We start from the raw sequence: 19796 nt of genomic DNA on the forward strand, positions 1-19796 counted from the left end.
ACCGGAAATCGCGCGGAGGACGGGATCACCCCGTGCCCTCACACCGTGCCGGGCACACCGCCGTTCCCCGGTTCGCATCCGTATGGCGCCTGCCGCGGATGGAAATCGTGTCGTTTCCGTCGGCGATTCGGTCAAATTTTCAAGGACTCCGTCATGGCGGTGGAATGCCGTTGTGCCGGAAGATCGAGCTCCTCGGGTGCCGCGGAGCTGCTGGCCGGGTGGTGTCCGCACGGGTGGGTCGGCTGCGTCTTGAGCGGCGGAAACGGTCTTGTGTTTCCAAAATGTATCAATTACCTTGACTTCGTGGAATCGCGGGCTGAAAAGGCGCGCGCCGAAAAGTTTCACATTCCATCAATGGGTCGAGTCGATGGGCGGGACCGACCACTGCGGGCCATCAAGGGAGTTTCGGAATGGCGTTATTCCAGCGTGGCAGCGTGCGCCCCACGGGCGTCCGCCGGCTCTCGGCGGTGATCGCCGCTGGAGCCATGGCGGTCGCGGCGGTGTCACTCACGCCGCGACCGGCGGCGGCGGACACGCCCTGGGTGAGCGTCTCGGACGACGGCTACCTGGCGATCAGCATCCCGGCGGCCGCCGTCGAGGCCGGCGTGGGCCAGGTGTCGGAGCTGGCGGTGGAGGGGAACTTCGGCCCCTCCTTCGCGTGGGCGGAGTATGGCCTGACCCGCCGGGGCGACCTCTGGTGGGGAGCCCTCGGCCCGCTCAAGCCGGGGCTGTACACCTACCAGGTCACGGGCGACAACACCAAGAGCCTCAAGGACCCGACGAACGGCACAACCGTCGCGTCCAAGCCCCTCTGGAGCACCTTCCTCGTTCCGGGCGAGTCCGTACGCCTGCTTGCGGACGCGCCGCAGGGACAGGGCGGCCGGGTCGAGACCCTGACCTATCGGGTCAAGAAGGAGGAGCGGTCGGCGCTGGTCTGGACGCCGCCGGGCTACCAGGCGAAGGGCCCCAAGGGTCCGAAGGGTCCAAAGGGCTACCCGGTGCTGTTCCTTCAGTCCGGCAAGGGACAGAGCGCCACCGACTGGCTCGATCTCGGCCGGGCCAAGCAGATCCTCGACAACCTGTCGGCCCAGAAGGCCATCGAGCCGATGGTGGTCGTGATCAGCGACGGTGACGACGACAAGGATCTGAAGGACCTCGGCAAGGCGGTCGGGGACAGGTACAACGTCCTGCGCGACCCGGCGCACCAGGCGATCGCCGGTGTGGCCGAGGGCGGGACGCTGGCGCTGCGCGCCGCTCTCACCGGGGGTCCGGGTCAGTTCGCCTACGCCGGCTCGTTCTCCGGGCTGCTCACGGACGCCGGGCGGCCGGACGCCCGGGCCATCGGCCACGACCTCAAGTTGCTGCGGCTGTACACCGGGAACGTGACCGATCCCGCGTACAACGCGACCGTCCGTCTGACGAAGGCGCTGGACCACGCCCGTGTCAGGTACGAGTTCGACGGGGTCAACCCCGACGGCGGGGCGAACTGGAACGCCTGGCAGGAGAACCTGATCGACTTCTTGCCGCGGCTGTTCCACAACGTGTCGGATCACGGTCCGAGCGCCGGTCACGGACGGCTGAAGGGCGAGTTCCACCCACCCGCGCCCGGCACCACGCCGACGCCGTTCGTGTCCGAGGACGGCTTCGTCACGTTCGAGACCACGACGGAGTTCAAGGACGCCGAGCACGTCACGGTGTGGGCGAACGACGCTCCCAACGGGAGCTGGCTCCGCATCCCGATGTCCCGCGCCGGCGACCGGTGGCGGGTGACCGTGGGTCCCCTGGAGCCCTGGTTCTACTACTACCAGTGGATCGTGGACCGGGTCGCGGCCAAGGACACGTCGAACCCGACCAAGGTGACCTCCGAGCCGAACTGGAGCTCCTTCTTCATCCCCGGTGAGAGGTCGCGTCTGCTCTCGGACGTTCCCGCCGGTCAGGGTGGAAAGGTCGAGAGCCTGACGTACCACAGCAACGTCGCGAACGAGGACCGGACGGCGCTGGTGTGGACACCGCCCGGCTATGACGCCGAGCGCGCGGAGCCGTACCCGGTCTTGTACCTCCAGCACGGCAGCGGCCAGAGCTACACCGACTGGGTCGAGATGGGACGCGCCAAGCAGATCCTCGACCACGAGTTCCTCGACGGGAAGCTCGTGCCGATGGTGGTCGTGATGGGCAACGGCAACGTGCCCGACTTCAACAAGGAGCTGCTGGACAACATCGTCCCGGCGGCCCGCGCCCGCTACAACGTCTCCGGCGACCCGTCGCAGCAGGCACTCGCCGGGCTCTCTATGGGCGGCGTGCAGACGCTCGGCGTGCTGAAGGCCCACCCGGGCCGGTTCGCCTACGTCGCGGCGTTCTCGGCCTGGTTCGGCGAAGGCACCGGCGTCGACGCGGCGGCGATCAACAACGGGACCAAGATGCTGCGCCTGTACGTCGGCGACCAGACCGACTTCGTGCAGCCGTTTTTCCTGGGGTCCCTGCCGACCTTGGACGGCCTCGGCATCCGCTACGAGTTCGACGGGGTCACCCCTGGACCGCACGGCTGGGACGTGTGGCAGAAGAACCTGATCGACCTGGCGCCGCGTCTGTTCAAGCGCTGACCGGCCACCTTCGCCACGGCCCTCCCGCGTATGCCCGGGAGGGCCGTGCCGTCGCGTCCGAGGTCGGCGAGGCGTCAGCCCACCTGGAGGCCACCACGGACGAGGACATGCTGGTCGAGCTGCGCAAGGCCTGGCCTGGCATGCTCATCGTCAACCCGGCCTTCCCGACGGGCCCCGGAAGGCGGACAAGGCTTCGGCCGATCACTGGCTGGGGCTCGGCGCCGGCCTGATCGGCTTCGGCCGCGCGTTCATCGCCAATCCCGGCCCCGTGGAGCGGCTGCGCCAGGGGCTTCCTATCGCGCCGGACGACGAGTCCACGTGATATCAGGGCGGCGACGCGGGCTACCTCACCTATCCCGCCTACCTCCACGCGGGCTGACCGCGCCGGCTGGGACGGCCGGAGCAGAAGCGCCGGCTCCGGCCGGCAGGGTCTGCGCCGTTCGGATCCATGGTCAAGGCGAGGTCGGCGGCGTGCTCGTGAACATTGCCGGGGCCACGTGGCGGAAAACGCTATGGCCATTCGATGCGAACGAGGTAGCTCTCACGCTGCTCCTCAAGGACGACCTGAGTTGCCAGGCCTCGTTCGCCGAATGGGTGCGTGAGCATGCTCGATCTCGGTTTGGCCGGGTTGTACGATCCCCGCTCCACGGAGCGGTCTCCAGAAGTGTGAACAACTCCGCGAGCGGGCGCAGCGCTTCGTCGGGCAGCGCCGCGATCTGCTCTTCGGCTGTCGGATCGACGACGAGCTCGTACACCTACACATCGATCCCGCGAGCGGCGTGGATCTCGCGCCACGGCTTCCCCTCGGAGCAGGGTTCCCCGGCGAGGACATGTTCGGCCCGCTCGTGCATCTGCCGGCGGCCCTCGGGGTCGCGCACCGAGTCGCAGGCGGAGATCCACCATCGGTGCACGAACGCGTTCAGTGCTCCCAGGTCCAGGCTGACCCTGACCTCGTCGAGCACTGCCTTGAGTCCGGCATCGAACGCCTCGCGGTTCTAGGGAACGACCAACGCGGCGCGTATGGCCCGCAGGTTCTTCTCCGGCAACGGCGTCTCACCGGACACGAAGTCGTGCGGTTGCGCTGTCATGGCCTGCTCCCTTCCCGCTCATAGAGCGTACAGAGAAGGGCCGACATCTTCCGGGCCGGCGGAGCGGGAAAGCGGAGCCGTCAGGCCGGTGACTGGTGCGGTGGATCGCCGGGGCCCCGCACAAGCAGGGGCCCCGGCGATCCGCCAGGGCCGGCTAAGGCCGGTCAAGGGCCGGTTCAGGCCAATACGGACGCGACGCCGGGCTCCAGGAAGCGGGAGCCGGTGACCTCCTCGGAGATGCCCGTGCGGTCGAGATAGGGCGTGATGCCGCCCGTGTGGAACGGCCAGCCCGCGCCGAGGATCATGCACAGGTCGATGTCCTGCGGCGCGGCGACCACGCCCTCGTCGAGCATGAGCCTGATCTCCTGGGCGAGGGCCCGCAGCGCGCGCAGCCGCACCTCCTCGCCCGTGGACGGGGACGAACCGCCCTCGAACAGCGTCCGCACCTCCGGGTCGATCTGGAAGTCCGGGCCGTAGAGGCCGGGCTTGCCCGCCGCGACCAGCTTGGCGAGGTTCTCCGCGACGCCGAACCGGTCCGGGAACGCCGCGTGCATGGTCTCGGCGACGTGCAGCGCGACGGCCGGGCCGACGAGCTGGAGCAGCGCGAACGGCGTCATCGGCAGGCCGAGCGAGTCGAGCGCGTGGTCGGCGACCTCCAGCGGGGTGCCCTCGTCGGCCGCCGCCGTGACCTCGCCCATGAAGCGGGTCAGCAGCCGGTTGACGACGAACGCGGGCGCGTCCTTGACCAGCACGCACGACTTCTTCAGCGTCTTGCCGACCGCGAAGGCCGTGGCCAGCGTCGCGTCGTCGGTGGCGGCGCCCCGGACGATCTCCAGCAGCGGCAGCACCGCGACGGGGTTGAAGAAGTGGAAGCCCACGACCCGCTCGGGGTGCCGCAGGCCGGACGCCATGTCGGTGACCGACAGCGACGAGGTGTTCGTGGCGAGCACGCAGGTCTCGGAGACGACCTCCTCCACCTCGGCGAAGACCTTCTGCTTCACGGCGAGGTCCTCGAACACCGCCTCGATCACGAAGTCGGCGTCGGCGAAGGCGTCCTTGGTCAGCGACCCGGTCACCAGGCCCTTGAGCCGGTTGGCCTGGTCGGCGGAGATCCGGCCCTTGCCGAGCAGCTTGTCGACCTCGGCGTGCACGTAGCCCACGCCCTTGTCGAGCCGGGCCTGGTCGAGGTCGGTCAGCACCACCGGGACCTCCAGGCGGCGGGCGAACAGCAGCGCGAGCTGCGAGGCCATCAGCCCGGCGCCCACCACGCCGACCTTGGTGACCGGGCGGGCGAGCGACTTGTCCGGCGCGCCCGCCGGCCGCTTGGCCCGGCGCTGCACCAGGTCGAAGGCGTACAGCCCGGCCCGCAGCTCGTCGCTCATGAGCAGGCCGGCCAGCGCCTCGTCCTCGGCGGCGAAGCCCTCGTCGCGCGACGCCGTACGGGCCAGGGCCATGAGGTCGAGCGCCCGGTAGGGCGCGGGGGAGGCGCCCCGCAGCTTGAGGTCGACAAGGGTCCTCGCCTGGTCGATCACGGGCGCCCAGTCTTCGGCGGTGTGGTCGGCCCGCTCGACGGCGACCTCGCCGCGCAGCACCTGGGCCGCCCACCGCAGCGACTCCTCGATGAAGTCGGCGGGCTCGAACATCGCGTCGGCGATGCCGAGGGCGTACGCGTCCCTGCCCTTGATCATGCGGTTCTGCGACAGCGGGTTCTCGATGATCAGCTTGAGCGCCTTCTCCGGGCCGATCAGGCGGGGGAGGAGCTGGGTGCCGCCCCACCCGGGCACCAGGCCGAGGAAGCACTCCGGCAGCGCGATCGCCGGGACCCCCGACGACACGGTGCGGTAGGTGCAGTGCAGGGCGATCTCCAGCCCGCCGCCCATCGCCGCGCCGTTGACGAACGCGAACGACGGCACGTCCAGCTCGCCGAGGCGGCGGAACACGTGGTGCCCGAGCCGCCCGATGGCGAGCGCCTCCTCGCGGGAGGACACCGCCGCCGCGCCCTTGAGGTCGGCCCCGACGGCGAAGATGAACGGCTTGCCGACGACGCCGACGGCCGCCAGATCGGAGCGGGCGGCGATCGCGTCGAGCGCGTCGTTCAGCGCGAGCAGGCCGTGCGGGCCGAAGGTGTTGGGCTTGGTGTGGTCGAGGCCGTTGTCGAGCGTGATCAGGGCCATCGTGCCCGCGCCGTACGGAAGCTCGACGTCGCGCACGAGCGCCTTGGTGACGACCTCGTCGGCGTTCTTGCCCTCCAGGAGGGCCGTGCAGGTCTCGATCGTGCTCATGCGAGGTTCTCCCAGATGACGGTGCCGCCCATGCCCATGCCGACGCACATCGTGGTGATCCCGTAGCGGACGTCGGGACGCTCGGCGAACTCGCGCGAGAGGTGCGTCATCAGCCGCACGCCCGACGAGGCGAGCGGGTGGCCGAACGCGATCGCGCCGCCGTACGGGTTGACCCGGGGGTCGTCGTCGGCGATGCCGAAGTGCTCCAGGAAGGCCAGCACCTGGACGGCGTACGCCTCGTTGATCTCGATGAGGCCGATGTCGCCGATGGACAGCCCGGCCAGGCGCAGCGCGCGCTCGGTGGAGGGGATCGGCCCGATGCCCATGACCTCGGGGTCGACGCCGGCGAAGGCGTAGGACACCAGCCGCATGCGCGGGGTCAGGCCGAACTCCCGGGCCACGTCTTCGGCGGCCACGATGCAGCCGGTCGCGCCGTCGTTGATGCCGGAGGCGTTGCCCGCCGTGACCCGCCCGTGCGCGCGGAACGGCGTCCTGAGGTCGCGCAGGCCCTCCATCGTGGTGCCGGGGCGCGGCGGCTCGTCCACGGTTGCCAGGCCCCAGCCCTCGGCGGCCTTGCGGGTGGCCATCGGCACCAGGTCGCGCTGGATCCTGCCGTCGGCGTACGCCTTGGCGGCCTTCTCCTGGGAGGCGACGGCGAAGGCGTCGGCGCGCTCCTTGGTGATGGACGGATAACGGTCGTGCAGGTTCTCCGCGGTCATGCCCATGACCAGCGCCGAGCCGTCCACGAGCTGCTCCGACAGGAACCGGGGGTTGGGGTCCACCCCCTCGCCCATGGGGTGGCGGCCCATGTGCTCGACGCCGCCGGCGATGGCCACGTCGTACGCGCCGAAGGAGATGCCGCCCGCCACGGTGGTGACGGCGGTCATCGCGCCGGCGCACATGCGGTCGATCGCATAACCGGGGACCGACTTCGGCAGGCCGGCGAGCACCGCCGCGGAACGGCCGATGGTCAGGCCCTGGTCGCCGATCTGGGTGGTGGCCGCGATGGCCACCTCGTCCACCCGCTCCGGGGGGAGACCGGGGTTGCGCCGCATCAGCTCGCGGATGACGCGGACTACCAGGTCGTCGGCACGCGTCTCGGCGTACAGGCCCTTCGGGCCCGACTTGCCGAAAGGCGTCCGAACGCCGTCGACGAAGACGACTTCACGGGACGCAGGCACGGGTTCGCTCCTACTTGTCAGTAGCTTCCGGCCCCCTATGCTACTGGCCGGTAACCGGTTCTGGCATCGGTGGGCCGACAGCGTTTGTGAGTGATCGTTAACGGGTCGGCAACTGGCGTGAATCAGTGCATGTCCTCGGTGACGATCTCATTCGGGATGCAACCCCTCAAACCCCAAGAATCACTCCTCTAGCTCTCGCAAGCGGATTTCTTGGGGCAATGCACTCGGAGAAAGAACCACATGCGCTCCCCTGTGCGCGCCTGGACCAAGGCGCTCGCCGCGGCCGTCACGGCCGCCACCCTGTCCACACCCCTCATCGCAGGGCCCGCGTACGCCGCGCCGCCCGGCTCGACCGGGAAGGACGGCACCTGGACCGTCGAACCCGTCGGCGGCGGTCACCGGGTCACGCTCCACCTGAACACGCCGCTGCCCGTCCGCGACGCCGTCCCCGAGCTCGCGGCGGACGGCCGGTCGCTCGGCCCGGCCGAGGAGTCGCCCGACGGCATGACGCTGACCGTCGTCACCCCCGACCCCGCCGTCGTCTCCGCGTCGTCCGTCGACGTGGCCTGGAACGGCGAGGTGCCCGAGGCGGCCGCGGCAGCCGGCAAGGCCACGCCGATGCTCGCCGACCCGCCCGCCGATCCGCCCGGCACGCCCGGTAAGCCCGGTAAGCCCGGCACCCCCCCGGGCCCGCCCGGCAAGCCGGATCCCGCGCCGGTCGACCCCGCCGCGCCCGGTCCGTACGCCGTGACCCACGACGAGTACGACCTCGGCGACACCGCCATCACCCTGGAGGGGCTCGGCGGCCGCCCGGCCGAGATCCGGGCGAAGGTCTACCTGCCGGACGGCGCCCGCGGCAAGCGCCCGCTGGTCGTCTTCCTGCACGGCCGCCACTCGGCCTGCTACAACCCGACGGCATGGACGTCGTCCAACACCCAGTGGCCCTGCCCGGCGGGGCAGCAGCCGATCGCCAGCTACCAGGGCTACGACGGCCCCGCCGACGTGCTCGCGAGCAACGGCTACGTCGTCGTGTCGGTCAGCGCCAACGGCGTCAACGCCGCCGACAACCCCTACAGCGAGGACCGGGGCGCGCTGGCCCGGGGCGAGGTCGTCATGCGCCACCTCGACCTGCTCGCCGACGCCGACCGGGGCGTGGGCGACGCGAAGCTCGTGAGCCTGTTCAAGGGCCGCCTCGACATGGCGGACGTCGGCCTGATGGGTCACTCGCGTGGAGGCGAGGGCGTCGTCAAGGCCGCGCTGATGAACGCGGGCCGGGCCAAGCCGTACGGGATCAAGGCGGTGCTCCCGCTCGCGCCGACGGACTTCGCGCGGGCGACCCTGCCCGGCACGCCGATGGCCGTCATCCTGCCCTACTGCGACGGGGACGTCTCCAACCAGCAGGGCCAGCACTTCTACGACGACTCGCGATACGCCGAGGACGACGACCCCGCCTTCCGCTCCTCGCTGATGGTCATGGGCGCCGACCACAACTTCTTCAACACCGAGTGGACCCCGGGCGTTGCGCACGCGCCGGCGTCCGACGACTGGTCCAACCGCAACGACCCGGTCTGCGGCGGCACCGCGCCGTCGCGGCTGACCGCCGCCGAGCAGTACGCCGTCGGCACCGCGTACATCGCGGGGTTCTTCCGCCTCGTCCAGGGCCGTGAGCAGGGTCTGCTGCCGCTGTTCGACGGCAGCGGCGGCACCACCGCCTCCGCCGGGCGGGCCGTCGTGCACGCCGTCGCCCAGGCGCCCGCCGGCAAGCGCTTCGACGTGGCCCCCTTCACGTCGCTCGCGCCGTCCACGCGGGTCTCCGGCGCGGCCACCGCGGTCGTCTGCGCCGGCATGCTCGACCGCTCGCCGCAGAGCGGCCTGCCGTCCTGCGTCTCCACGCTGACCACGTCGCAGGCGCCGTCGTGGACGCCCGCGACGTACGCGAACAACGTCGCCTCGACGCCGGTGCTGCGGTTCTCCTGGAGCGACCCCACGGGCACGGTGACGGTGCCGATCGACAAGCGCGACCAGAACGTCTCCCACTACGACGCGCTCACCTTCCGCGTCGCGAGGGACGAGACGGCGACCGGCGACGTCGACCTCGCGGTCGAGATCGCCGACAAGCACGGCGCGTCCCGCACGGTCAAGGTGTCCGAGGTGAGCGACGCGCTCACCCCGTTCCCCGGCACGGCCTCGCCGCTGCCCAAGACCTGGCTGCGCACCGTACGCGTCCCGCTGAGCTCGCTCACCGGCGTCAAGCCGCAGCAGATCAGCGAGATCCGGATCTCGGGCGCGAGCGGGAAGGGCGCGGTCTACCTCGCCGATCTCGCGTTCAGCACGGTGGCCGCGGGTGACGCCCGCAGCGGCAAACTGCCGCAGGTGTCGGTGGAGGGCGCCACGGTGGACGAGGGCGACGGCCCCGGCACGGCCACGATGACGGTGCGGCTGTCGGACAAGAGCCCCACGCCGGTGACGGTCCAGATCCAGACGATCGCGACCGGCGCCGCCCCGGTGATCGCCTCGGCGGCGCAGGAGGTCGTCATCCCGGCCAGGTCGCTGCAGGCGTCCTTCCAGGTGCCCGTCAACGGCGACACCGCGGTGGCGGCCGAGCCGCAGTCCTATCAGGTGGTGGCCTCGGTGCCGGTCAACGCGACGATCGGGAACGGCTTCGCCCGGCTCGTCGTGACCGACGACGACGCGGTCTGATCACATACGGCTCCCGGGGGCGCGCCGGCCGCGCCTCCGGGAGTCTTCGCGCGCTCACAGGGGTTCGAGGTCACAGGGGTTCGAGGAACTCCAGCCGGTTGCCGATGTTGTCGTGGGCGTAGAAGCGGCGGTGGCCGGGGAAGTGCGGGTCCCAGGAGACCTCGACGCCGGCGGCCGCCAGGCGCGCGGCGAGGTCGTCGAGGCCGGTCACCAGGATGCCCGGGTGCGCCTTGCGCGCGGGGCGGAAGCCGCCCTCCACGCCGAGGTGGATCTCCAGGGCGCCGGCCCGCACCCACAGGCCCCCGCGTGCGGCGAGCGCGGGGGGCTTGCCGATCTCGGTCATCCCGAGCACGCCGACGTAGAAGGCGCGGCAGTCGTCCTCCGTCCCGGGCGGGATGGCGAGCTGGACATGGTGCAGGCGGTAGCCGAAGGAAGAATCCGCGTCCCCGGCGTCGTCCCGCATGTCACACCTCGCCTTTGATCTCCAGTCGTTCGAGCGCCTTGGCCAGCGGGTGGACGGTCAGGCCGATCTGCCACTCCCGCGCGCCCAGCGTGCGCAGCCGCTCCGCCACGGTCTCCTCGCTGATCGGCGCGGGCGGCTCCCAGGTCAGCCTGCGTACGGCGTCGGGCTGGAGGAGGTTCTCCGTCGGCATGCGGTGCTCGTCGGCGAGCGCGGCGACCACGGCACGCGCCGCCGCGAGCCGCTTGGCGGCGGCCGGGTCGCGGTCGGCCCACCGGTTGGCCGGGGGAGGGCCGTCCCCGGGCCCCACGGGCTGCGGCAGCGCCGCCTCCGGCATCGTGCGGGCCCGGTTCACCGCCGCCAGCCAGTCGTTGAGGTGGCGGCGCGCGCTGCGGCCGACGAACGGCGTGATCTCGGTGAGGGCCTTCGTCGTGCGCGGCTGGTCGAGGGCGGCCTGCACGATCGCCGCGTCGGGCAGCACCCGGCCCGGCGCGAGGTCGGCCTCCCGCGCGATCTCGTCGCGCAGCGTCCACAGCTCCCGCACCACGGCTAGCCCGCGTAGCGTGCGCACCCGGTGGATGCCCGAGGTGCGCCGCCAGGGGTCCGTACGCGGGGGATGGGCGGGCGCGGCCAGGATCGACCCGAACTCCTCCAGCGCCCACTCCAGCTTGCCGGTGCCGGCCAGCTCGTCGTGCAGCACGTCGCGGAGCTCGACCAGCACCTCGACGTCGAGCGCGGCGTAGCGCAGCCAGTCTTCCGGCAGCGGGCGGGCCGACCAGTCGGCCGCGGAGTGCCCCTTCTCCAGCCGCAGGCCGAGGACCAGCTCGACCATCGTGCCCAGGCCGACCCGCTCGTAGCCGAGCAGCCGCCCGGCCAGCTCGGTGTCGAACAGCCGCCGCGGGCGGAAGCCGAGCTCGGCCAGGCACGGCAGGTCCTGGTTCGCGGCGTGCAGGACGATCTCGGCGTCGCGTACGGCCTCGTCCAGCGCGGACAGGTCGGGACACTTGATGGGGTCGATCAGCGCGGTGCCCGCGCCGGCCCGGCGCAGCTGCACCAGGTAGGCGCGGCCGCTGTAGCGGTATCCGGAGGCGCGCTCGGCGTCGACGGCCACGGGCCCCGACCCACGGGCGAAGGCGTCGACGGCGGCCGCGAGTGCGGCGGAGTCCTCGATGACGGGCGGGATTCCCTCGCGCGGCTCCAACAACGGCTGGACTACGGGTTCTGTCACGGGCTAAGGAACTTTCGGATCATCTCGGCGGGCGGGGCGCGGATGCAGCGTGGCGACGTCGGGGGGCAGCGGGGGGATGCCCGCGGCCAGGCACATGAGGTCGCACCATGCGGCCGCGTGCGGCGACAGGTCCTCGTCGAGCGGCGACCAGGAGGCCCGCAGCTCGATCTCCGTGGTGACGGGGTCGTCCGCCTTGCCGCCGAACCCCTCAGAGACGGCGCGGGTGACCGTGCCGCCCACCGCGGCGTATGTCGCGCCGTGGGCGTCGAGCGCCTCGGTGAGCCAGCTCCAGGCCACCGGCCCCAGCAGCGGGTCTGTGGTCATCTCCGGCTCCATGTCGGCGCGTACGTAGGCGACGAGGCGGAACGGTCCCTCCCAGCCGCGCTGGCCCTCGGGGTCGAACAGCATGATCAGGCGGCCGACGGCGAGTTCGTCGTCGTCACGGTACACCGAGGCCCCGACGGCACCGGAATACGGTGCGAGCCGCTGGGGTGCGGGAATGTCCTCCAGCTCGATCTCCGGCCGCACCTCGGCGGGGCGCAGCGTCTCGAGAGCGCGCCGGAAGGCGGCGGGAGGCGCAGGCGGTTCACCGAGGGTCATGACGGAAGAGTAGGTCGGATTCGGGATAGCGCGAAGCAGGGGGGTGGCTGTGGGGGGCATCGGAAGTCGTCAAACCGTCGCCGCCAGCCGAGCCGTCACCCGATCGGCCGTCCGCGCCCGGGTGTCTCCGAGCGCGCGATCCCGGCGGTCGCCGCGGCCGTCCGCGCGGTCTCGCCGCCCCGTCGCGCACGGCGCGCCGCTCGGGCGGGCGGGGCGCGCGGCGTCGCTGCCGGCACAGCGCTCAGTGCGGCGTTCGGGGGAACTCCACATCGAAGTCATCGCTCCGGGGCCTCTCGTCGGATCCACGGTCGTGGCGGTCGCTCGGGACTGATCCGACGTTGGCACGTCCCGGCGACATTTCCCCGCATCGCACTCGGCGTGTCTCGAAAGTGGTATTGGAATCGATGCCGGATGGCTGATTGGCGAACACATTGCCGAGCTGTGAGATGACTCACAGGTGGGGATGGGGTTCACCTTACGCGATCAACAGCCGTCCGCGCGGCGTTCTGGAGTCCCAGGTCATGGGTCCCGGCGTAGGGCGCCGCCTGGGCATGGCAGGCTGGTGCCGTGAAACCCCAGCTCGCCGATTCCGTTTTCATTCGCGCGTGCCGGCGCGAGCCCGTTCCGCACACGCCGGTGTGGTTCATGCGCATGGCCGGGCGGTCGCTGCCCGAATACCGCAGGGTGCGCGCGGGCGTCGAGATGCTCACCGCCTGCGCCACACCCGACCTGGTGGTCGAGATCACCATGCAGCCGGTCCGCAGGTACGGCACGGACGCGGCGATCTTCTTCAGCGACATCGTGGTCCCGCTCAAGGCCATCGGCGTCGACCTCGACATCAAGCCGGGCGTCGGCCCGGTCGTCGGGACCCCCATCCGCGACAAGGCGGGCATGGAGGTCCTGCGGCCCCTGGAGCCGGACGACGTCCAGTACGTGACGGAGGCGGTCGGCGCGCTCACCGGCGAGCTGGGCGGCACCCCGCTGATCGGCTTCGCCGGAGGGCCGTTCACGCTCGCGTCCTACCTGATCGAGGGCGGCCCCTCCAAGAACCACGACCGCACCAAGGCCATGATGTACGGCGAGCCCGAGCTGTGGCACGAGCTGATGGAGCGGCTCGCCACGATCACGCTCGCCTTCCTGCGCGTGCAGGTCGCGGCGGGGGCCTCGGCCGTCCAGCTCTTCGACTCGTGGGTGGGCGCGGTCGCGCCGCAGGACTACCGCACCTACGTGCTGCCGCACACCAGCCGGATCTTCGCCGGCCTGGCCGACCTCGGCGTGCCGCGCATCCACTTCGGCGTCGGCACCGGCGAGCTGCTCGGCCTCATGGGCGAGGCCGGCGCCGACGTGGTGGGCGTCGACTGGCGGGTGCCGCTCGACGAGGCCGCGCTGCGCGTGGGCGCGGGCAAGGCCCTGCAGGGCAACCTCGACCCGGCGATCCTGCTCGCGCCGTGGGAGGTCGTCGAGAGGCGGGCCAGGGACGTGCTCGAACGGGGCCGGGTGGCCGAGGGGCACGTGTTCAACCTCGGCCACGGCGTGCTTCCCTCGACCGACCCCGGCCAGCTCACCCGGCTCGCAGAGTTCGTCCACGAGGCGTCGGCCCGCTGAGCGCTACCCCGGCGTGCGCTCGGACTCCCGGTCCCGATCGCCGTCCTGATCCCGGTCCTCGCGGGGCTCCGGCCCCGCGGGCGAACCGGGAACGGGAGGCACGGCGCCGGGGGGCACGGGACCGGCCGGCGGGGCGGCGCGGCCGCGCAACCGGCGCATGACGATCCGTACGGCCAGCCACACCACCCCGGCCACCGCGAGCCAGGGCAGCAGCGCGCCCAGCACGGTCAGCGCCATCACGGTCGACGCGGTGAGGGTGTCCCACCCGGTGCGCAGCCCGGCGAGGAAGCCGTCCTCGTCGTCCTTGTCATCGGGGCGGGGCGAGGGCTGCGGCCGGGGCAGCAGGGTGAGCGTCACGGTGGCCATGCCGGTCTGCGCCTCTAGGGCCTTCTGCCTGGCCTGCAGCGACTCCAGATCGGCCTCGCGGCTGGAGATCTCCCGCTCGATCTCCAGGATCTCGCCGATCTTGTTCGCCTTCGACAGCAGCGTGCGGAACTGCCCGAGCGCGGCCTCGGCCGACTTCACCCGGCTCGCGACGTCGGCGACCTCCTCGGTGACGTCCTGTGCGTTCTGCCGCACAGACAGGCGTTTCCCGAGATCGCGCCCGAGCTGGGCCAGCACGTCGGCGTAGCGCGCCGGGGGCACCTTTAACGTGATCGTCGACTGTTCGCCGCCGGGGATGGTCTCGCTGCGCTCCTCGGAGACGTATCCGCCCGCGCCCGTCACGATCGCCTTCGCGCGGTCGGCCGCGGCCGTGACCTTCTCGGCCTCGACGGTGAGCTCGGCCTGATAGATGATCGCCCGGTCGGCCGGGTCGATCCGGGTCTTCTCCTGCCCGCCGCTCCCGCCGCCCGTCGCGGGCGCCCGCTCCTTGGCCGTGATCGCGGCCACGGGGGCCTCCCCACGGGCTGTGGCCTTCCCGGCCGGGGCCGCCGCGCCGCCGGCCGTGTCGCTCATGGACGCGCCCGAGCCGCCGCATCCCGTCAACAGAAAGGCGACGGCCGCCAGGGCCGCCGCGCCGTACCGGATTCGCCTCATGCCCTTTAATCGGTTCACAGACGGGGACAGGTTCGACGCCGGCGATCACGATGGCATCACGATGCCGCCGTGGTCGCCGGCGTCTCCGCGGACGTTGCGGGGGGTGTGGAGCCCCGTGGGCCCGGCCGGGCCGGGCCGGACCCACGGGGGGCTGGTCAGCCGCGCAGCCGCTCGATGAGCGCCTTCGCGTCGCGGATGAGCGTGTCGCTCGCGGCCTTGTCGGTCACCCGCTTGGCGTCGCCGGCGAAGCCGGTGAACCGCTCCAGGGCCTTGATCGCGTTGGCCGTCTTGCCCTTGCCTGCCTGCATGGCCGCCTGGTCGAGCTGGGCGATCAGGACGTCGCCGTCCTCGGTCACCGTGCCGGCGCCACGGAAGGCGGTGAGGAGGGCCTTCACGTCCTCGAAGGAGGTGGTGACGGTGAAGGCCGCCGTCTTCTCCGTGGTGTGCCCGGCCTTGTCCTTGGCGGTCACGACCAACTCGTTCTCGCCGAGCGGCAGCTTCCACAGGGGCAGCGCCTCGCCCGGCTTGACCTGCAGGTCACCGATGGCCGCCGTCACGCTCGCCACCCCGGACGCGGCGTCCGTGGCGGAGAAGACGGGCGTGATGGAGGTGGAGTCGCCGTGGTCGCCGGACTCGACGCCGCTCACGGTCAGCCCCGGCGCTGTCTTGTCGATCTTCACGGTGACGGTGCCCTGCCCGATGTTGCCGCCGCTGTCGGTCGCGCGATAGCGGACCTCCGTGGCGTCCTCGGTGCTCAGCGTCACCGGGTTGTTGGCGTTCGACCAGGTGGCGCCGCCATTGACCGAGTACTGCCGGCTCGACACCGTGCCGTTGTCGGTCGCGGTGACCGTCATCGTGACGTTGCCGGTGTACCAGCCGTTCTCGCCGTTCGGCTGGGCCGGGTTGAGGGTGGCCGTGACGGTCGGCGGGGTCCTGTCGGCCACGCCGTCGCCCACGAAGGTGAACGCGTCCACGTCCACGCCGCCGGTCGAGGTGACGTACAGCCTGCCGCTGCCCGTGGGGGCGTTCTTCAGGTCGGTGGTCACCGTCTGCCAGCCGGAGCCGGCCGGGACCGCGACGGTCGCGAACGGGGCCGCGGCCGGCGAGTTCCAGCGCAGCGACAGGGTGCCCGCGCCGGTGGCCACGGTCTTCACCGACGTGATGCCGCTGAAGTTCACCGGGTCGAAGCCGATGTAGTCACCGGCGTCGAACGAGGTGACCTTGTTGAGGCCGGAGGCCGTCTCGTCCTGGGTCTTGGTGACGCCCTTGCTGTCGTCCCCGTGCTCGGCCTGCATGAGCTTCGGGTTGAGGATCAGCGTGGCGTCGCTGCTCGCGCCGGGGATGCCGTTGGCGCCGTTGTCGCGGTAGCTCACCACGACGACGCCGAAGATGTTCTCGGTCTCGCCGTGCTCGGGGGCGTCGGCCGGGGTCGCCCAGGTGACGGTGCAGCCGGTGCCCGTGGTGATCGGGTGGGCGTGCGTGTCGTGGCCGAGGCCGAAGGTCCACGCGACCCTGCTGCAGGTCGGGTTGTCGCCGTCCTCCTGGTCGGTCACCTTGACCTTGAACGGAACGGCGTTGCCCCAGTCGATGAAGCCGCCGTCGCCGGGGGTCTCGACGCTGACCGTGGGCGCGGTGTTGCCGACGGTGATCTCGACCGTGGCGAGGCCGAACCTGCCGCCCGCGTCGGTGACGCGGAGCCTGGCGGTGTACTGCCCGAGCTTGTCGTAGGTGTGGCTCGCCGTCACGCCCTCGGCGTCGAAGGAGCCGTTGCCGTCGAAGTCCCACTCGTAGGTGAGGTCGCCCGCCTCGGCGTCGGTGGACTTGGCGCCGCTGAACTGGACGGTGAGCGGTGCGTCGCTGCCCGACGTCCTGTCGACGGTGATCTTCGCCTGGGGGGCCTTGTTGCCCGGCGAGTAGTCGATGCGGTAGAGGCCCGAGTCGGGGTTTGCGCGGAAGAAGCCGTCGCCGTACTCGAGCACGTACAGGGCCCCGTCGGGGCCGAACTCGAGGTCCATCGGGTTGTCCGTGATGGGCATCGCCATCTTGGCCAGCTCGGCGTTCGGCAGGACCTGCTCGATCTTGGTCACCGGGCCGTCCTGGCCGGACACGGTGAACGCCGCCAGGTAGTCCTGGGAGAATTCGCCGAAGAAGTGCTTGTTGTCCCAGTACGCGGGGAACTTCGTCGGCGACGGGTTGTCCGGGTCGAAGTGGTAGACCGGGCCGCCCATCGGGGCCTGGCCGTTCTGCACCGGGTCGAACTCGGTCAGCCCGGACCACTCGGCCGGCTGGTCGCTGGCGCGGTCGCCGTAGTAGAGGTCGGCCGGGGTCGCCGGGGGCAGCTTCTCCAGGCCCGTGTTCCACACGGAGTTGTTGGTCGGGCCGCCCGCGCAGTCGAAGAACTCACGCGGCTTGGAGTTCGCGTAGTCCCAGTGGTTGTAGTTGAAGTTGTCGCCGGTGCAGTACGGCCAGCCGCCGTTCATCGGCTTGTTCAGCGGGGTGACGTTCCACTCGACGTAGCCCATGGGGCCCCGGTTGGGGTCGGGCGCGCCGGCGTCGGGTCCGTAGTCGCCCCACGAGAGCGTGCCGGTCTTCCCGTCGACGTCCATGCGGAACGGGTTCCGCACGCCCATCACGAAGATCTCGGGCCTGGTCTTGGCGGTGCCCTTCGGGAACAGGTTGCCGTCGGGAACGGTGTAGGAGCCGTCGTCCTGCACCTTGATCCGCAGGATCTTGCCGCGCAGGTCGTTGGTGTTGCCCGCGCCGCGGCGGTCGTCGAAGCCCGGGTTCATGCCGGGGGCGTCGTTGTTGGGCGCCATACCGTTGGCGCCGGGGGTGCTGGCCGGGGTGTTGTCGCCGGTGGCCAGATAGAGGTTGCCCTCGTCGTCCCAGTCGAAGTCGCCCGCGACGTGGCAGCACTGCCCGCGGTTGGTCTCGACCTTGATGATGACCTGCTCGGTGGACAGGTCGAGCCTGTCGCCGTCCCACTTGAAGCGGGAGAGCTGGTTGTAGCCCTTCCACTGGTTCCAGTAGGACACGTCGGCGCCCGCGGGCAGGGAGTTGGGCGCCGAGCCGGCCGGAGTCGTCTCCGGGTACGCCGACCCGGTCATCTTCCTCGGCGCGTAGTAGACGTAGACCCACTTGTTGTGCTCGAAGTCGGGGTCGATCCCGATCGTCTGCAGGCCGTCTTCGGAGTTGTTGTAGACGTCGATCGTGTTGACGACCTTGGTGACGCCGGTGGCGGGGTCGGTCATCCGGATCTCGCCGTTGCGGGCGGTGTGCAGCACCCGGCTGTCCGGCAGGATCGCCATGTCGATCGGCTCGCCGACGTCCTTGGTGAGGGTGATCTTCTCGTAGTTCTCCCAGTGCAGCGCGTCGTCGTGCGCCTGGGCGGGTGCGGCGGTGAGTGCCGCCGTGAACGGGAGCGTCAAGGCGGCGGCGAGACCGCCGACCAGAATGCGAGTACGCTTCAAATCTGCTGCGCCTCTTCTTTCAGGGGATGGCAGGAGAAGGCGGGCCGCCGCGTGCCGGTGGAACGGAACGAACGCGTGGCGGTCCGCCAAAGGCCGGCCGTGAGTCAGATGGTCAGGCCGGGGGTGCCCGGGGGCCTCAGCCGCGGAGCTTGGCGATGTTGTTGTAGCTCAGCTCGGCGTACTGCAGCGACTGCGCCGGGTTGGCCGCGCCGCCGGGGGCGTTGTCCTGCTCGTACATCGGGTTGTGGTAGCCCTTGGCGCCCATCTCCGAGAAGAAGCTCTTGTAGTCGATGTCGCCGGTGCCGAACGGAACCATGTCGTAGCCGTTGGAGGTACCGGTGTTGATCTTGCCGTCCTTGGCGTGGAACAGCGGGAACCGCTTCGTCTGGGCCTGCACGACGCCGAGCGGGTTGAAGACCTGCGTCTGGGTGGAGCCGTCGGGCGCGGTGTAGGTCTTGTACTTGTACTGGGCCACGTGCGCCCAGAAGATGTCCATCTCCAGCCAGACGTTGCCGGGGTCGGTCTGCGTGAGGAAGTACTCCAGGCGGCGGATGCCGGAAGAGCGGGTGGGCCTGCCCTGGGCGTCGAGCGGGCCGCTGTCGAGCAGGAAGCTGTAGGCCACGTCGTGGTTGTGGGTGTACAGCTTGAGCCCGGCCGCGGTGGCCATCGCGCCCAGCGTGTTCCACTTCTCGGCGGCCACGTCCCAGTCGGCCTTGTAGGCGCTGCCGGTCGGGTCGCTGCCGGTGCCCACGTGGCTCATGCCGAGGATGTTGGCGATCTCGAGGTGGAGCTTGAAGCGGTCGAGGTCGGCCTGGCTCAGCGGCCACGAGCCGGGGATGAAGCCGTGGTTGCCCTCGGCCTCCAGGCCGTTGTCGTCCAGCCAGGTGCGCAGCAGGCGGGCGCCCTCGACGGTCTCCAGGTTGGCGCCGCCCTCGGCGTTGGCGTGCTGGCTGTAGCCGGCGAACTCCACCTGCTTGTAGCCGATCCGGCTGAGCTCCTCGAACACGGCGCGGAAGCCGGACGGAAGGGTGGTCGACCGCGGGTCCCGTGAGGTGGCGTCCCGGACGGTGTACAGGATGATGCCCCGCTTGCCGGGCGGCACGAGCACGCCGTTGCCCGCGGTCGCCGCCTGCGCGGCCGACTTCATCGGGCCCGCCGCGGCCACGGCGGCGGCCGCCGCCATGCCGGTCGTGGCCGCGAGGAACTGGCGGCGGTTGAGCCCCAGCCTGCGTCCGAGGGTGCCGGCGGTCTCGATCTCTTCTTCGTACGCGCTCATCGTCTTGCCAACTCCATCTGCGTGAAGAACCTTGGTCCCCCCGATGACGCGGCCCGTGCCGCGGGTGCCTCCGCTCCTTCGTCTCACTGCGGCCCCTTGCGACTGTGCGGAGCACTTGGCGAGCAAGTTACGCGACTTTTACTCATCGGGGAAGAAGTTTCTTCATGATCGTTTCGACTTTCGTCACGGAGAGGACAAAGTCAGAGGTCGAGCAAGGAATACGTCAACAGAGGGGTCGTCGTGTCCAGGTCATCGCGCGGTCGTGAGG

Annotated in this window: 11 protein-coding genes and 1 pseudogene; 3 read left to right on the plus strand and 9 right to left on the minus strand. The window is 71.0% G+C overall.

Features of this window, described 5'->3' with window-relative positions:
* Positions 1–410 precede the first annotated feature (410 nt).
* Positions 411–2600 carry an alpha/beta hydrolase gene (locus FLX08_RS32635; protein WP_142624110.1) on the plus strand — a complete coding sequence of 730 codons (2190 nt, stop codon included), beginning with the start codon at positions 411–413 and terminating at the stop codon, positions 2598–2600.
* 755 nt (positions 2601–3355) lie between these two features.
* Here the strand turns inward: FLX08_RS32635 and FLX08_RS42560 are convergent.
* The 3 genes and pseudogenes from FLX08_RS42560 to FLX08_RS32655 all read right to left on the minus strand — a co-directional run.
* Positions 3356–3580: pseudogene (locus FLX08_RS42560) on the minus strand (DUF6247 family protein); the annotation flags it as partial.
* A 284-nt stretch (positions 3581–3864) separates the two neighbouring features.
* Entirely contained in the window at positions 3865–5970 is a 2106-nt protein-coding gene (locus FLX08_RS32650; RefSeq protein ID WP_142624111.1) for a 3-hydroxyacyl-CoA dehydrogenase NAD-binding domain-containing protein, read from the minus strand.
* The gene (locus tag FLX08_RS32655; RefSeq protein ID WP_142624112.1) at positions 5967–7151 is read right to left on the minus strand and encodes a thiolase family protein; all 1185 of its coding nucleotides are present in this window, start codon (positions 7149–7151) and stop codon (positions 5967–5969) included. The genes FLX08_RS32650 and FLX08_RS32655 overlap by 4 nt, the downstream gene beginning before the upstream one ends.
* Positions 7152–7391: 240 nt before the next feature.
* Between FLX08_RS32655 and FLX08_RS32665 the strand changes: the two genes are divergently transcribed.
* Complete coding sequence (locus FLX08_RS32665; protein ID WP_167530656.1) at positions 7392–9851, plus strand: acetylxylan esterase; 2460 nt, start codon at positions 7392–7394, stop codon at positions 9849–9851.
* Between the two features lie 70 nt (positions 9852–9921).
* Here FLX08_RS32665 and FLX08_RS32670 read toward each other — a convergent pair whose 3' ends face one another.
* Genes FLX08_RS32670 through FLX08_RS32680 form a run of 3 tightly spaced genes read right to left on the minus strand, consistent with a single transcriptional unit; the run spans position 9922 to position 12139 of the window.
* Complete coding sequence (locus FLX08_RS32670) at positions 9922–10314, minus strand: VOC family protein (protein ID WP_142624115.1); 393 nt, start codon at positions 10312–10314, stop codon at positions 9922–9924.
* 1 nt (position 10315) lies between these two features.
* On the minus strand, positions 10316–11539 hold the full coding sequence (locus tag FLX08_RS32675) for an HRDC domain-containing protein (protein ID WP_142624116.1): 1224 nt from the start codon (positions 11537–11539) through the stop codon (positions 10316–10318).
* 3 nt (positions 11540–11542) lie between these two features.
* A complete protein-coding gene (locus tag FLX08_RS32680; protein WP_142624117.1) occupies positions 11543–12139 on the minus strand; it encodes a DUF3000 domain-containing protein in 597 nt (198 codons plus the stop codon).
* Positions 12140–12706: 567 nt separating this feature from the next.
* Here FLX08_RS32680 and hemE point away from each other — a divergent pair.
* Complete coding sequence (gene hemE / locus FLX08_RS32685; protein WP_142624118.1) at positions 12707–13744, plus strand: uroporphyrinogen decarboxylase; 1038 nt, start codon at positions 12707–12709, stop codon at positions 13742–13744.
* Between the two features lie 3 nt (positions 13745–13747).
* On the opposite strand, the gene FLX08_RS32690 is transcribed toward hemE, so the two are convergent.
* The 3 genes from FLX08_RS32690 to FLX08_RS32700 all read right to left on the minus strand — a co-directional run bounded on the left by FLX08_RS32690 (position 13748) and on the right by FLX08_RS32700 (position 19528).
* Entirely contained in the window at positions 13748–14782 is a 1035-nt protein-coding gene (locus FLX08_RS32690; RefSeq protein WP_142624119.1) for a DUF4349 domain-containing protein, read from the minus strand.
* Between the two features lie 155 nt (positions 14783–14937).
* Positions 14938–18252 (minus strand): PQQ-dependent sugar dehydrogenase, encoded by a 3315-nt coding sequence (locus tag FLX08_RS32695; protein ID WP_208761800.1) that lies wholly within the window; start codon positions 18250–18252, stop codon positions 14938–14940.
* 136 nt (positions 18253–18388) lie between these two features.
* Positions 18389–19528 carry a sugar phosphate isomerase/epimerase family protein gene (locus FLX08_RS32700; RefSeq protein ID WP_142624120.1) on the minus strand — a complete coding sequence of 380 codons (1140 nt, stop codon included), beginning with the start codon at positions 19526–19528 and terminating at the stop codon, positions 18389–18391.
* Positions 19529–19796 lie beyond the last annotated feature (268 nt).

Origin of the sequence: Microbispora hainanensis, assembly GCF_006874475.1 — a bacterium.
In the GTDB taxonomy this organism is placed as follows: domain Bacteria; phylum Actinomycetota; class Actinomycetes; order Streptosporangiales; family Streptosporangiaceae; genus Microbispora; species Microbispora hainanensis.